Below are 13,549 nucleotides of genomic sequence, written 5' to 3'. Positions count from 1 at the left end.
CGGTCTTGATTCAGGAGTGGATACTCTCCTTTCTCATATCGCTGCCTGCGGTTCTCTGGGCTATAACGGTTCACGAGTTCGCCCACGGCTACGTGGCCTACAAGCTGGGAGACCCAACGCCGAAGATAACCGGCAGGTTAACCCTCAACCCGTTGGCCCACCTGGACCTACTGGGATTCATAGCGCTGGTTCTGGTCCACTTCGGGTGGGCCAAGCCGGTTCTCATAAACCCCAGGAACTTCCGAAAAACCGACCCGAGAACGGGAGAGATACTGGTTGCCTTCGCCGGACCGGCAGCAAACTTCGTAAGCGCCCTGCTCTCGGCACTGGCCCTTAAATACCTGCCGTTTTACTCACTCCCTCCGGGTATAGGCGAGCCGCTCTTCCTGATGCTCAAGTACAGCCTGTTTATAAACACCGCCTTCGGAGTGTTTAACCTGCTCCCGATTCCTCCCTTAGACGGTGCAAAGATACTCGAAGCCCTGCTTCCCCCTCCGCTGTGGCAGAAGTACAAGGCGATAGAGCCCTACGGCCCGATTATTCTCATAATCCTGGTTATAAGCCCTGTGCTAAACTGGATACTGATACCGATAGTAAACGGTATGGTAAGGGCAATGCTCACTTTAACCTGATTCAGAGGCCGAGGTGATATTTAAGGAGCTGATAAAGAAGAAGAGAGACGGGGGGAAGCTCTCCCGCTCCGAAGTTGAGTTTGTGGTTGAGTCCTACACGAAAGGAGAAACTCCAGACTACCAGATGGCCGCATTCCTCATGGCCGTTTTCTTCAGGGGGCTCGACCACCAAGAGACCCTGGCCTTTACAGACGCAATGCTCCGCTCAGGGGAAAGGGTAAATGTTGAGGTAGAGGGAACCATAGTAGACAAACACAGCACCGGAGGGATAGGAGATAAGGTCTCCCTCGTTATAGCCCCTACCCTGGCAGAGCTCGGCTTTAAAGCCCCGCTCCTTGCCGGAAGGGCCCTCGGGTTCACCGGGGGAACGATAGATAAGCTCGAAAGCACGGGGATGAAGGTTGAGCTGAACCCCCAGGAGATTACGGAGGTCACAAGGAGGTTCGGCTTCTCCATTTCGGCCCAAACAGAAGAGATAGCACCGGCCGACCGGAAGATTTACGCTTTAAGGGACGCAACTTCTACAGTTGAGAGCATACCGCTGATAGTTTCGAGCATCCTGAGCAAGAAGCTTGCGGTTAACACAGACGCCATAGTGTTCGATGTAAAGGTGGGAACCGGAGCCTTTATGAAAAGGATGGAAGAGGCAGAGGAGCTGGCAGAGGGGCTCGTAGAGGTCTCCAAACTCTACGGGAAAAGGGCCGGTGCCCTCATAACGGAGATGAGCCAACCGCTGGGGAGGTTCGCCGGAAACGCCCTCGAGGTTAAAGAGGCGATAGAGGCCCTCGGCGGGAAACCTCAGGAAGACCTCCTTGAGGTAACCTCCTCCCTTGTCGGGCTGCTCTTCCAGCTCACCGGCAGAGGCGGGTTCGAAGAGGGTAAAGAGAAGGCCATAGAAGTTATAACGTCGGGGAGGGCGCTCAAGCGCTTTCTTAGCTGGATAGAGTTCCTGGGAGGAGACCCCGACGTTAAGGTTGCCGAGAAGGTTGTGCAGGTAAAGGCCCCCGTAAGCGGCTACGTAGCGCAGATTAACGGCGAGGCCTTGGGTTACCTGATAATAGAGCTGGGAGGCGGAAGGAAGAGGGCAGGCGAGCCGATAGACTACTCGGTGGGGCTGGGATTCAGGAAGAAGATAGGAGAGAGAGTGGAGAAGGGAGAGGTTATAGGTGAGATTTACTACTCTAAGGGGAGCCCGGAGGAGTTCGTAGAGAAGTTCTTAAAGGCTTTCACCTTTACCGAGGGTGAAGTTGAAAGGCCGAAGCTCATTAAAAAGAGGGTTGTTTAACCGAGTATCTCCTCTACTCTCTCTGCGGCCCGTTCCATCTCTATCTCTAAAAGCCCGATAAAGGCGCCCTCCCTTACAACAACAACCAGAATCGCCTTTGGGCCCGCCTGCTTTATGTAGAAGAGCTCCCCTTCGAGTTTTACCGTTGCCTCCTGGGCCGCCCCGGCCTCAACGAGCTTCCCCATCTTCTTCGCAGTTGCAAGTATGGTTGCCCCCATGGCGGCAAAGCGGTTGCCCTTTACGCTGGTCCTCCCGGTTACCGAGGTAATCAGCTTCCCCTCCGGCGTTGCAAGCACCGCTGCAACAACTTCTCCCCCCATTGAATCAACCAACTCGTTTAAAACAGCTTCCAGCTGCTCCTTCCTGGTCATGGCTAAACCTCCTGGATAAGGTCGTCGAGAACCTCCTGAATGGGCGACTCCTCGTAGAGGAGGTCGGTTCCGCACTTTAGGGTTCTCAGGAACTCAAAGGCGTCTGCCACCAACTCCTTGGGTATTATGGAACCGTGTTGGGGGGCTATGGCCTCTACGGGGAAGTCCTTTACCTTGTTTACGAAAAAGCGAAGCGCCTTGTTGGAGGCCATGTAGTAGATGTGGAAGTAGGACATCTCTATCTGGTGCCTCTTCCAGTTGGAGACGACAAGCTCCCACTTTTTCTGAATGGCGGCGAAGATGTCGCCCGAGAAGAGGATTTTTGAGCGGGTATCGTAGGTAACGAAGGCGTCGGGGAAGTGGAGGAAAGGTGCCGAGATGAAAAGGGCCCTTCCGCCTGCGGGCAGTTTAATCGTGGTATCGTCGAGGGTGCTTACGTCGAGCCACTTAACCCGGGCGGGGTCTATGCTGTAGTAGGGGAGGAGAACCTTCGTCCTGGGGGTTGTTACGATAACGGCGTCGGGGTTTATCTCCAGCCAGCGGGACACAGAGCCTGCAACGTCGGGGTCTTGGTGGTGGAAGACCAGGTGGGTAACTTTTGACGGGTCTCCAAGGAGTCGTTCAACCCTTTTAACAACCTGCTCAAAGTGCTGGTTCCCTCCGGCATCTAAAAGGAGGTGAACCTCTTCGGAGCCGGAAACTGAGGAGATAAGGTATGCGTTACACCTGAACATCGTCTCTTCGGCACTGCCCACCCAGGCGACTCTATGGCCGCCCTCCTCGTAGAGGATAACAGGAGAGGAGAGGTCGGGGAGTTTGCCGATGTAGTTGTTTATGTAGTAGGGCATGGCTCCTCCTTACCCTTCTATGGTCCTTATGAGCATGAGGCGGGCAAAGCCCACGTTTCCCTGGGAGTTCATACGGACCGCCCCCCACTCTTCGGTTGCGGGAAAGAGCCTTATGAGCAGGTACTCTCCGTCGGTGGAGACGAGTATCTCTTTCGGAAGGCCTATCTCGAGGTCTCCCATGGCCCTGTAGTAGTTGAGGTAGTTCTCTACAAATTTCTTTGCAGATTCGGCAACTTCGTCTGCCCTGTCGCCTTCTTTGTGGGTCACTTCACCGGAAAAGGTGCCCCTTACGAAGGTTTTGCTGAAGGGAATGAGCTCCAGAATGGACTCGGCTTCCATTTAGACCTCCCGAAGCTGGTCTCTACAGAGTTCAAGCTCTTCAAATCCTTTACGGGAAAGTAGGAGAAGCTCTCCCGCAGGATGGTTGAAGGAGAGGACTTTTCGGCTGAAGTCTATGTGGCCGGTGCCGGCGGGAAGCTCTTCAAGGAGGGAAAGGAGCTTCCCGACTCTGTCGGCGGTTAAGGTTGAGAAGAGGGTCCTTCCGGCCCTGACAAAAAGGAAGAGCTCCCTGTAGGGGAGGAGGGAGAGGAGCTTCTCCACCAGACTCAACTCCCGGGTTTCCACCCCGGAAACGGGCAAGTTAGCCCCGGTGCGCCTGTTGAAGAGCTTCACCCCGAAGGGGGTAACGTTCCTCTGAGGTTCAAACCGCCTCTTCCTGCCGAGCCCGAGGGTGAACTTTGAGGAGTTCTCGGCAAGGAAGAGGAGGGCGGCGTCGCCTGCCAACCTCTCCCCATCGAAGTAGAGGTAGGCGGCCAGAACCTCTTTGCGTCCTAAAAAGATAAAGCCTTCAAAGGAGCTTCCCCGAACCTGAAGCTCCCACAAGGAGGAGCTCCTTGCAAGGAGTTCAAGGTCTGCTAAAACAGAGTAACCCTTAACCATTCCTCTCTCTCAAAGCCCTGTCGAGGCCGTTTAAAAAGGAGGTGGCCCGCTTTACAGCGCGCTCGGCAGAGGAGAAGAGAAACCACCCCTTCTCTACTGCGTAGAGAACGCTGACCCTGCCAACGGGGGTCTTCTTTGAAACCAGAACAACGTTGAACTCCGGGTAGGAGAGGACAACCGCCTGAGGTTCCCTGCCGGAGCGGGAACCGAACTTCACAGCCTCGAGGCCTGCGGCAAGCAGGTAGGGAAACGAGCGAAGCGGGGAGTTGGGGGCGGAAGCTCTCTCCTCCTCATACAGCGGCCTTCCCGACTCGTTGTAAACACCAACGGCGAGGAAGGAAAAGCCCCGAAGCTTTTTAACGTTTTCCCTTATGTAGGAAAGCAGAGAGAGGCTACCGGAGCGGCTACTTTCCAACTTAACCTCTACAGACAAAGGGGTATGGGCGGTTCCCTCAATTTACACCATAAAAATTAGTTAATGTTTTCACCTTTTCAACCCCGCCCTTGTAACCGCACTTAAGAGACTTTAGATTAATCAACTACACAACCGATTTGGAGGAGAGATGTCTGCAGAAGTTATCAAGAAGGCAACCGAGCTGGCACAGGCTATAGCCCAATCTGAAGAGCTTGCAAACCTAAGGGCTGCAGAGGCCAAGCTGATGATGGACCAAGAGGCAAGCAAGCTCCTGCAAGAGGTTCAGAGGCTCCAGCAGATGGCCCAGATGTCTGGCTCCCCCGAGGCGATGCAGCAGCTTGAAGAGGCATTCAACAAGTTTGCCCAGAACCCGGTAGGGAAAGAGTACCTCGAGGCCAACCAGAAGTTCAGCCAGATGCTCGAAACGGTTAACTCCCTACTCCAAGAGGCAATAGAGGGACTCAAACACCACGGACACGGCTGCTCCGGCTGTTCCGGCTGCAGCATGTAACCAAACGGCGGGGCCTAAGCTCCGCCGTTAACCCTCTCGAGAATCTCCACAACCTCACGGTCGGGCGTCTGAGAGAAGTCCTCGTAGAACTGACCCACCGCCTGAAAGAACTCAGGAGCGTAGAGCACAACCAGGTCATCTACGAGCCCTTTAAACTCCTCCAACCTGTCGAGGGGCATAACCGGAACCGCAAGTATTATTCTGTTGGGGTTCTCCCTCCTCAGGGAGGCTATTGCAGCCTTTACCGTTAAACCGGTTGCTATGCCGTCGTCTACCAGTATAACGTCGCGCCCCGTAAGGGGAATCCTCCGCCTGCCGCCGGTGTAAAGGAGCTTCCGCCGCCTTATCTCCTCAATCTCCTCAAGGGCCTTCCTCTTCAGGTACTCCTCCGTAACCCCGAGCCTCGAGAGGGCATCCGGGGAAAGGTCGGGGTTTAGAATGAGGGTTCCGTCTTCGGTAACGGCGGCAACGGCAAACTCCGGGTTAAAGGGGGCTCCCACCTTCCTCGGAATAACGAGCTCAAGGGGAGCAGAGAGCTGAAGGGCTATGGGCTCTGCAACCACTACCCCTCCCCTCGGAATGGCAACAACAACGGGGTCTTTCAGAGTGCCGTTAAAGCGCTCAACAATTGCACGGGCAAGGAGCTTCCCGGCCTCTCTCCTATCTTTAAAAACCATCTCTCCCTCCCAACTCCTTACACTTTAAAGGTATGCACCTACTCTACAAGGGAGTAGAGTAGCTCTATCTCGTAGGGCCACAGGCTCGGGTCTATCGTCTCCAAAATCAGGGGAATACCGTCGAGCCGAGGGTCGTTCATTATGAACCTGAAGGCGTCGAGCCCTATGTTCCCCTTGCCTATGGAGTGGTGCCTATCGACCCTGCTGCCCAATCCGGATTTTGCGTCGTTAAGGTGCATACCCTTTAGGTACTTAAAGCCCACAACCTTTTCAAACTCCTCCATAGTCCTCTCGTAAGAGCTTCTATCCCTTATGTCGTAGCCTGCGGCAAAGAGGTGGCAGGTATCCAGGCAGACCCCTATGCGGGACTTGTCGTTAACGAGCTCTACTATGCGGGCTATGTGCTCAAACCTGTAGCCCACGTTCGAGCCCTGACCCGCCGTGTTCTCTACTACGAAAACAACACCCTTAGTCCGCTCCATCGCCTCATTCAGGGAGAGGGCAACGAGCTCCAAGCACTCCTCTTCGCTTATCTGCCTAAGGTGGCTGCCCGGGTGAAAGTTCAGGTACTTTAGGCCAAGGGCACTACAGCGCTCCGCCTCGTCTATAAAAGCCTCCAGGGAGCGGCGCCTCTTTTCCGGCTCGGGGTGGCCCAAGTTTATGAGGTAGCTGTCGTGGGGAAGAACGTGGTCGGGGGAGATTCCAACCCGGCGGAGGTTCTCTTTAAACCGCCCGATAACTTCCTCGGTTAGGGGCTTTGCCCGCCACTGCCGCTGGTTCTTGGTGAAGAGAGCAAAAGCCCTCGCCCCTATCTCCTGGGCGTTAAGGGGGGCGTTGTGAACACCTCCGGCGGCGCTTACGTGGGCACCTACAAACTTGGCCAAGATAACCTCCTAAGATTGCGAATTTCGCATTTAAAGTGTATGACAAAGTGCCGATAATTTTGGTATAGAGGAAAATAATTTTAAAAAGAAGAAGCGACGGTCGGAGGAGAAGATGGAGAACTTCATCCAGGTAATAACAACAACACCCACAAAGGGGGAGGCTGAGAAGATAGGGAAGGTGCTCCTGGAAGGGCTGCTTGCCGCGTGCATCCAGATTTTGGGCCCCGTAGAGAGCTGCTACTGGTGGGAGGGAAGGCTCGAAAAGAGCAAGGAGTGGTTCCTGATAGTGAAAACGCAAAAAAGGCTCTACCCCCGGGTGGAGCAAATCATAAAGCGGCTACACAGCTACAAGGTTCCCGAAATAATAGCGATTCCGATAGTTGCAGGCTACAAACCCTACCTAAACTGGGTTCACAGTGAGCTCAGGTAGAATTAGCTCCACACTGCAACCGGAGCCGTTTTGTGGAGCTGATATACGGAGTTCTGTTTACCGTCGGAATTGCGGCGGGCTTTGTGGCAGGCCTCTTCGGCATAGGCGGAGGGGTGATACTGGTACCCCTCTTCTGGTTCTTCTTCCAGAAGATAGGGGTGCCCCAGGAGCTGAGCTTCAAGCTGGCAGTTGCAACGAGCCTCTCGGTTATAGCCGTCTCTACGCTCTTTTCCACCGTATCCCACATACTAAAGGGGAGCTACCCTTTAAAGGAGGCGGCCAAGCTCTTAATATTTTCCCTTCCGGGAGTTCTGGCCGGGGTGCTGCTTGCCCACTACCTGCCTGTTAAAGCGCTGAAGAACATCTTCGGCATCTTCCTCGTTATAACAGGAGTAAAGCTGCTGCTGAGCGGCAGGGGCAGCCGCAAGCTGAGGGTGAAAGAGAGGGTAATTGTTCCTCTAACGGTTGTCCTCTCGGGCTTTTTAAGCTCCCTGCTGGGGATAGGTGGGGGCGTAGTGGTAAACTCCATACTCTTTTCGGTCGAGGGGATAAAGGTCGAGAGAACGGTAGCCATAGCCTCTGCCGCCTCTTTCCTGAACGCCCTTTTAGGGGCGGCACTCTACCTAATGGTGCCGGCAGAGAAGGTGCTGTGCTGTCAGGTAGGGCTGGTTTACGTTCCCGGAGCCGTGCTCGTTGCCTGTGGCTCCCTGATAGGGGTGAAGCTGGGGCTGAGGGTTTTAAGGGGCCTCAATCAGCACCACCTGAAGAAGCTCTTTGCAGTTATGCTCCTTGTGATTGCAGCAAAGATACTCCTGCTGTAAGAGTGAAGGGAGGAACCCCTTAGAAGGTTCCTCCGTGGGTATGACACTGGCTGCAGACTTGGTCGGGGTTCATATGGGTCTTTATGTCTATGGGGAGGCCGAGGCCGTTGGCAGGAGCGTAGCTGTAGGTTCCGTCGTGACAGGCGGCACAGAGCGAAGCCTGGTTCTCCCTTGTCTCAAGCACTGTAGCCCCTTGGGTGTAGTTCACCGGAAGGTTCACGTACTCCTGGAGCTGGGTTGCGTTTGAGAGGTCATAAGTTGCGTTAACGCTTGTAACGTTGCCCTCGAAGTAGAGGTCTTTGAAGTAGTTTTGGGAGCGGGGGTCAACAACCACATACTCGAGAACGGAGGTGTTGTCCTGCTGGACAACGGCTTTATCGGCAAGGAGGGTTTCACCTACCTTTTCTATTATGAGGTTGTCGTTGTTTGAAGCGTGGGGGTTGTGGCACTGGGAGCACTCTAAGGGAGCGTGCTGAACGTGGAAGAGGAGCTGACCGGAGAGGTCGATGGGTTTGAAGCTCTTCTCACCGGTTGTGTAGTCGTTCTGGCCGTGCCAGTCTCCGCTCCACAGGGAGGCAACGTTCGGCGGAGCTTCCTTCGGAGAAACGGCCGCATCGGCCTTGCCGTCGCCGTTCGTATCGGCAAGGGGCTCACCCGAGAGGGCTCCCCAGGTGTTGGAGTGGCAAGTTAAGCAGAGGTCCTGAACGTTTTTGTAAGAAATGCCGTTAAAGTGGGCAAAGTCGGTGCCCGGCTCCACAAGGCCGTCCATATCGGGCTGCCAATGGCAAACGGTACAGTCGAAATCGTCTATGCGGCCGTTGCCGTTAAAGTCGTGTAGGGCATGAGTCCTCTGGGACGTTCCCCTGTAGAAGTGGATGAGGTTTCCCATCTGGTCGTGGCAGACTAAACACTGCCTCTGAACACCCGAAACGCCGTTGGTTCCGTGACAGGCCGAGCACACCCCTATGGCGTTGCCAACGCCAACGGCATTAACTGCGTCGTCTATGAGTTTCTGGTACTGGTCTACCGAAAGATCAACGGTGGCCATGGTGTGTTTAAAGTTCTGGTGACACCCTAAACAGTCGCTCTGCCCCCAGCCGTCGGGGTGGTTCTCCGGGGTCAGGTAGGTTCCGCCCTTTTCGGCGTAATCCGCTCCGAAGTCGGTATAGTGAACGCTGGTGGAGCCCAGTCCGCTACAGCCGGCAACAAAGAGAAGCCCTCCCAAAGCCAAGAAAAGCCTTTTCACCTCGTTCCTCCCAAATCACTTAGCACACCTGAAAAGATAAATAATTCAAAATCCTATTATAGTGGATTTATCCGTTTAAGTGGTAAACGGTCGCCATTCCCCCCATAAGGGGCCTGTAACTTCCCCCTTTAAAGCCAACGGAAACGGCAAGCTCTATCAGGCTATCGTAGTGGGGAAATTCAACTATTGTGGTGAAGAGGTGCCTGGTAACATCGGCCTTCGACCTCAGCCTTCCCAAAGGGAGCATCACGTACTTAAGGAACGAGGTGAAGAGCTTCCCGGCCACCGGATTCCTCGGAATGGAGACTTCGAGAATCCTCGCAACGCCCCCGGGCTTCAAAACCCGCCTTATCTCCCTAAGCCCCCCTTCCGGGTCTTCAAAGTGGCGAAGCCCCAAAGAGACCAAAACCGTATCGAAAACGGCGCTTTTAAAGGGAGTTTTGAGGGCGTCTCCCCTTACCCACAGGAGCTCCGGATGTTTCTCCTTGGCCACCTGCAGCATGGGGAGGGAGTAGTCTAAGCCCACCGTCAGCTCCGCCTTGGGTGCAACAAGGGCTGCAACCTGTCCGGTTCCGCAGGCGAGGTCGAGGACCACGCCGGGAGAGTTAAGGCCCTTAACGAGCTCCCGCTGCCACCTCTTTATAATTCCAAGCGACAGAAAGCCCGATATCGAGTCGTACTTCCTGGCTATACGGTCGAAAATCTCAACGCCTACGGGCTGCTTTCCCAAACTTCACCTCGCTTGAGAAAAGGCTTAAATAGAATTCTATTTCAAAAGGGTCAGGAGAAGGTTATGGTTCCGGTCGGAGTGGATACGGGAGGAACGTTTACCGATTTCGTGTTCGTTGAAGGGGGCAGGCTTAAAGTTCTGAAGCTCCTCTCTACGCCCGACAACCCAGCAAGGGCCGTTATAGAGGGGCTCAAGGCGATAGCCCCCAACAGGGCACGGAGGATAATCCACGGAACAACCGTGGCAACAAACGCCCTACTTGAAAGGAAAGGGGCAAGAACCGCCTTTATAACGAATAAAGGCTTTGAGGAGCTCCTCTTCATAGGGAGGCAGAACAGAGAAAAACTGTACGACCCTGCTGCAAAAAAGCCCGAGCCGCTGGTGGAAAGGGAGCTGTGCTTCGGGCTCAACTGCAGGGTAAACAGTAAAGGCGAGGTAGTTGAACCTTTAAAAGAGGAGGAGCTTCAAAACCTAATATCCAAACTGAAAGAGCTTCAAGTCCAGTCGGCCGCCGTCTGCTTCCTCTTCTCGTTCCTGAACCCCCGCCACGAACTGGAAGTCAAAGAAGCCCTCGAGAGGGCCGGCATACCAGCCTCCGTTTCGAGCGAGATAGTCCCGGAGTTCAGGGAGTTTGAGAGGGCGTCAACCACAACGGTGAACGCCTTTGTGCTGCCGAAAGTGTCGGGCTACATAGAGCACCTTGAAAGGGCGATAAAGCCCGAAGACACCCTCAAGATAATGCAGTCGAACGGCGGAATAATAAGCTCTGCCACGGCAAAGAGGGAGCCGGTAAGAACGGTCCTGTCGGGGCCGGCCGGGGGCGTTGTAGGCGCCTGGAGAGTGGGCAAGGAAGCGGGTTTCGAGAAGCTCATAACCTTCGACATGGGCGGAACCTCAACCGACGTTTCGCTCATAGACGGCAGGCCCGCCGTAACAACCGAGGCGAAGATATCGGGAATCCCCGTAAAGGTTCCTGTAATAGAGATACATACCGTTGGCGCCGGCGGAGGCTCAATAGCCTGGATAGACGCCGGCGGTGCCCTAAGGGTAGGCCCTCAGAGCGCGGGGGCAGACCCGGGCCCCATATGTTACGGTAGGGGAGAGCAGATAACGGTTACAGACGCAAACCTCTTCCTGGGAAGGCTCGACCCCGAGAACTTCTTGGGCGGGGGGATGAGGCTCTACCCGGAAAGGCTCAAACCCTTCTTTGAAGAAATGGCGAAGAGGCTCAACATTGAGCCCGTTGAGCTTGCAGAGGGAATCGTAGAGGTTGCAAACGCCCAGATGGAAAGGGCCGTAAAGGTAATCTCGGTCGAAAGGGGCTACGACCCCCAAGACTTCACCCTCGTCTCGTTCGGAGGTGCCGGAGGCCTCCACGCGGCCTTCCTGGCCCAGAGCCTCAAGATACCGAGAGTTCTGATTCCGACGAACCCGGGCGTTCTCTCCGCCTTCGGCATGATAAGCGCCGACGTTGTTAAAGACTTCTCAAAAACAGTAATGGTGAAAGCGGAAGAGGTAGAGAAGGTGGAAGAGGCCCTGTCTGAACTCCAGAGCCGCGCCCTGAAGGCAATGGAGGAAGAGGGCTTTAGCGAAGGAGACGTGGCGGTTGAGAAGCTCGTTGACGCAAGGTATAAGGGCCAGTCCTTTGAAATCACCGTTCCCTATTGCAGGAACTTTAAGGAGAAGTTTGAAGAGAGCCACCGGAAGCTCTTTGGCTACACCCACGAGGCTGAAGTGGAGGTTGTAACTGCAAGGGTCAGGGCCGTAGGGATAACCGAGAAACCGAAACTTCCCGCCTTCGAGGAGGGGTCCGAAAACCCGCCGCCCGGTGCCCTGCTGAAGGAGAAGCCGGTCTACTTCAAAGGGGAGTGGATAAAAACTCCCGTGTACAGCCGGGAGGAACTGCTACCCGGCAACAAAATAACCGGACCGGCAGTAATAGTAGAGTACAGCGCCACAACGGTAGTTCCCCCGGGCGCAAAGCTGAAAGTGGACCGGTTCAAAAACCTGATAGTAGAGGTGAACCTTGATTAACCCGATAAAACTGGAGCTCTTCAAACACGCCTTCTCGGCAGTTGCCGAGGAGATGGGAGCGGTTCTACAGAGAAGCTCGTTCTCTCCCAACATAAAAGAGCGCAGAGATTTCTCCTGTGCACTCTTCAACCGGAAAGGCGAGCTCGTTGCCCAGGCGGCACACATTCCGGTTCACCTGGGCTCAATGCCGCTTTCCGTAAGGGCCGTTCTGAAGAAAATCGACCTAAAAGAGGGAGAAGTGGCGGCCATAAACGCCCCCTACAGCGGGGGAACCCACCTACCCGACATAACGGTTGTGGCTCCGGTCTACCTCAACGGAGAGCTCCTATTCTACGTTGCAAACAGGGCCCACCACGCCGACGTTGGGGGCACAACACCCGGCTCAATGCCCCTCTCTACCTCCATATACCAGGAAGGGCTCATAATCCCGCCGGTGAAGGTGGCCTCCAACTGGGAGCCGGACCCGAACTTCTTAGAGCTGCTCAAGGCAAACTCGAGAACCCCCAAGGAGAGAGAAGGAGACTTCAAAGCACAGCTTACCGCCCTTAAACTCGGAGTGAAAAGAATCAAAGAGCTTGCCCAAAAGTACTCCCCCGAGCTTCTCCAAATCTACGCAAATGCACTCCTTGACTACGCCGAGAAAATCACCCGCAACTTCATAGAGTCGATACCCGACGGCGTTTACACATTCGGCGACTTCATGGACGGCGACGGAATAGCAGACACCCCCGTAAGGGTACGGGCCGTTGTGAAGATAGAGGGAGATACGGCAATGGTAGACTTTTCGGGCTCCGACCTTCAAACCAAAGGGCCGATAAACACCGTAGAGTCCATAGCCCTTTCTGTAACCCTCTACTCCTTCAGGCTACTGATGGAGCACGACGTTCCCACAAACGAAGGGATAATGCGCCCCGTTAAAGTCGTAACCCGAAAAGGCACGGTTGTAGATGCCCTGCCCCCGGCACCGGTCTCGGCCGGCAACACCGAAACGAGCCAAAGGCTGGTAGACGTTCTGCTGGGAGCGCTCTCAAAAGCCCTTCCCAAAAAAGTTCCCGCCGCAAGCCAGGGCACCATGAACAACCTTACGCTCGGCGGAACAGACCTTGAAGGCAACCCCTTCGCCTACTACGAAACAATCGGCGGCGGAGCCGGGGCGACCCCGAAAGAAAACGGAGAGAGCGGCGTTCACACCCACATGACAAATACCCTAAACACTCCGGTAGAGGCCCTCGAGTTCAAGCTGCCCGTGATGGTTACAGAGTACGGCCTGAGAAAGAGCTCCGGCGGAGAGGGGAAGTTCAGAGGGGGAGAGGGCATAGTGAGAGAACTCCTCTTCCTCTCGGAAACCCAGGTAACCCTGATATCCGAAAGGCGAAAGTTCAGCCCCTACGGTCTCTTCGGCGGAAAACCGGGAAAGCCAGGACGCGCCGTTGAGTTAACGCCGGAAGGAAAGGAGATAGAGCTTCCCCCCAAGTTCACAAAAACCTTCAAGCCGGGCCACAAACTCAGAGTAGAGACCCCCGGCGGCGGCGGCTGGGGAGAAAGGTAACCCCGCCCTTTCAAAAAGAGAACTTTTCCACTATATTACTCCAGCGAAAACTCACCGGGCCAGACTCGGGGAGGGGTGCCCGTTTCGGGTTCTCCCCGAGGAGGAAGGCCCGGGAGGAAAAACCCCAAAAGGAGGAGAAACATGAGCGAAGAGCTCAAAGAGAACCAGCAGCAAGAG

General features: G+C 55.1%; 16 protein-coding genes. 7 read left to right on the top strand and 9 right to left on the bottom strand.

The annotated features are described in order from the left end of the window. The first annotated feature begins 5 nt into the window (after window positions 1-5). On the top strand, window positions 6-632 hold the full coding sequence (locus THEAM_RS00540; protein ID WP_013536867.1) for a site-2 protease family protein: 627 nt from the start codon (window positions 6-8) through the stop codon (window positions 630-632). 13 nt (window positions 633-645) lie between these two features. Next, a complete protein-coding gene (locus THEAM_RS00535) occupies window positions 646-1,917 on the top strand; it encodes a thymidine phosphorylase (RefSeq protein WP_013536866.1) in 1,272 nt (423 codons plus the stop codon). On the opposite strand, the gene THEAM_RS00530 is transcribed toward THEAM_RS00535, so the two are convergent. The 5 genes from THEAM_RS00530 to THEAM_RS00510 are packed head-to-tail and all read right to left on the bottom strand — an operon-like array spanning window position 1,914 to window position 4,490. Beyond that, window positions 1,914-2,288, bottom strand: coding sequence for a roadblock/LC7 domain-containing protein (locus THEAM_RS00530; protein ID WP_013536865.1), 375 nt, complete (start codon window positions 2,286-2,288; stop codon window positions 1,914-1,916). The two genes, THEAM_RS00535 and THEAM_RS00530, sit on opposite strands and share 4 nt — an antisense overlap. A 2-nt stretch (window positions 2,289-2,290) precedes the next feature. Next, a complete protein-coding gene (locus THEAM_RS00525; protein WP_013536864.1) occupies window positions 2,291-3,136 on the bottom strand; it encodes an oxygen-binding di-iron domain-containing protein in 846 nt (281 codons plus the stop codon). A 9-nt stretch (window positions 3,137-3,145) separates the two neighbouring features. Beyond that, window positions 3,146-3,475, bottom strand: coding sequence for a hypothetical protein (locus THEAM_RS00520; RefSeq protein WP_013536863.1), 330 nt, complete (start codon window positions 3,473-3,475; stop codon window positions 3,146-3,148). Beyond that, window positions 3,476-4,075: a hypothetical protein gene (locus THEAM_RS00515; protein WP_013536862.1), complete on the bottom strand. Its 600-nt coding sequence runs from the start codon at window positions 4,073-4,075 to the stop codon at window positions 3,476-3,478. Further along, on the bottom strand, window positions 4,068-4,490 hold the full coding sequence (locus tag THEAM_RS00510) for a hypothetical protein (RefSeq protein ID WP_013536861.1): 423 nt from the start codon (window positions 4,488-4,490) through the stop codon (window positions 4,068-4,070). Before THEAM_RS00510 ends, THEAM_RS00515 begins: the two co-directional genes overlap by 8 nt. A gap of 148 nt (window positions 4,491-4,638) precedes the next feature. Between THEAM_RS00510 and THEAM_RS00505 the strand changes: the two genes are divergently transcribed. Beyond that, window positions 4,639-5,001: a YlbF/YmcA family competence regulator gene (locus THEAM_RS00505; RefSeq protein WP_013536860.1), complete on the top strand. Its 363-nt coding sequence runs from the start codon at window positions 4,639-4,641 to the stop codon at window positions 4,999-5,001. 14 nt (window positions 5,002-5,015) lie between these two features. Here the strand turns inward: THEAM_RS00505 and THEAM_RS00500 are convergent, their stop codons facing one another. Together THEAM_RS00500 and nfo are read right to left on the bottom strand one after the other, a co-directional pair. Next, window positions 5,016-5,678, bottom strand: a complete 663-nt coding sequence (locus tag THEAM_RS00500) for a phosphoribosyltransferase (protein WP_013536859.1) — start codon at window positions 5,676-5,678, stop codon at window positions 5,016-5,018. A 38-nt stretch (window positions 5,679-5,716) separates the two neighbouring features. After that, window positions 5,717-6,562 (bottom strand): deoxyribonuclease IV, encoded by an 846-nt coding sequence (gene nfo, locus THEAM_RS00495; RefSeq protein WP_013536858.1) that lies wholly within the window; start codon window positions 6,560-6,562, stop codon window positions 5,717-5,719. A gap of 112 nt (window positions 6,563-6,674) precedes the next feature. Here nfo and cutA point away from each other — a divergent pair, with 112 nt between their 5' ends. Together cutA and THEAM_RS00485 are read left to right on the top strand one after the other, a co-directional pair. After that, the gene (gene cutA, locus THEAM_RS00490; protein WP_013536857.1) at window positions 6,675-6,992 is read left to right on the top strand and encodes a divalent-cation tolerance protein CutA; all 318 of its coding nucleotides are present in this window, start codon (window positions 6,675-6,677) and stop codon (window positions 6,990-6,992) included. Between the two features lie 32 nt (window positions 6,993-7,024). Further along, a complete protein-coding gene (locus THEAM_RS00485; protein ID WP_013536856.1) occupies window positions 7,025-7,813 on the top strand; it encodes a sulfite exporter TauE/SafE family protein in 789 nt (262 codons plus the stop codon). Window positions 7,814-7,832: 19 nt separating this feature from the next. On the opposite strand, the gene THEAM_RS00480 is transcribed toward THEAM_RS00485, so the two are convergent. Continuing rightward, window positions 7,833-9,059 carry a cytochrome c3 family protein gene (locus THEAM_RS00480; RefSeq protein WP_013536855.1) on the bottom strand — a complete coding sequence of 409 codons (1,227 nt, stop codon included), beginning with the start codon at window positions 9,057-9,059 and terminating at the stop codon, window positions 7,833-7,835. Between the two features lie 67 nt (window positions 9,060-9,126). Continuing rightward, window positions 9,127-9,789, bottom strand: a complete 663-nt coding sequence (locus THEAM_RS00475; RefSeq protein ID WP_013536854.1) for a ubiquinone/menaquinone biosynthesis methyltransferase — start codon at window positions 9,787-9,789, stop codon at window positions 9,127-9,129. Window positions 9,790-9,852: 63 nt separating this feature from the next. Here THEAM_RS00475 and THEAM_RS00470 point away from each other — a divergent pair, with 63 nt between their 5' ends. Further along, on the top strand, window positions 9,853-11,823 hold the full coding sequence (locus tag THEAM_RS00470) for a hydantoinase/oxoprolinase family protein (RefSeq protein ID WP_013536853.1): 1,971 nt from the start codon (window positions 9,853-9,855) through the stop codon (window positions 11,821-11,823). After that, window positions 11,816-13,372 (top strand): hydantoinase B/oxoprolinase family protein, encoded by a 1,557-nt coding sequence (locus THEAM_RS00465; protein ID WP_013536852.1) that lies wholly within the window; start codon window positions 11,816-11,818, stop codon window positions 13,370-13,372. Before THEAM_RS00470 ends, THEAM_RS00465 begins: the two co-directional genes overlap by 8 nt. Window positions 13,373-13,549 lie beyond the last annotated feature (177 nt).

It is taken from the genome of Thermovibrio ammonificans HB-1 (genome assembly GCF_000185805.1).
Classification (GTDB): domain Bacteria; phylum Aquificota; class Aquificia; order Desulfurobacteriales; family Desulfurobacteriaceae; genus Thermovibrio; species Thermovibrio ammonificans.
Note: the sequence above shows the minus strand (reverse complement) of the source record. Positions and strands in the feature narration are given on the sequence as shown.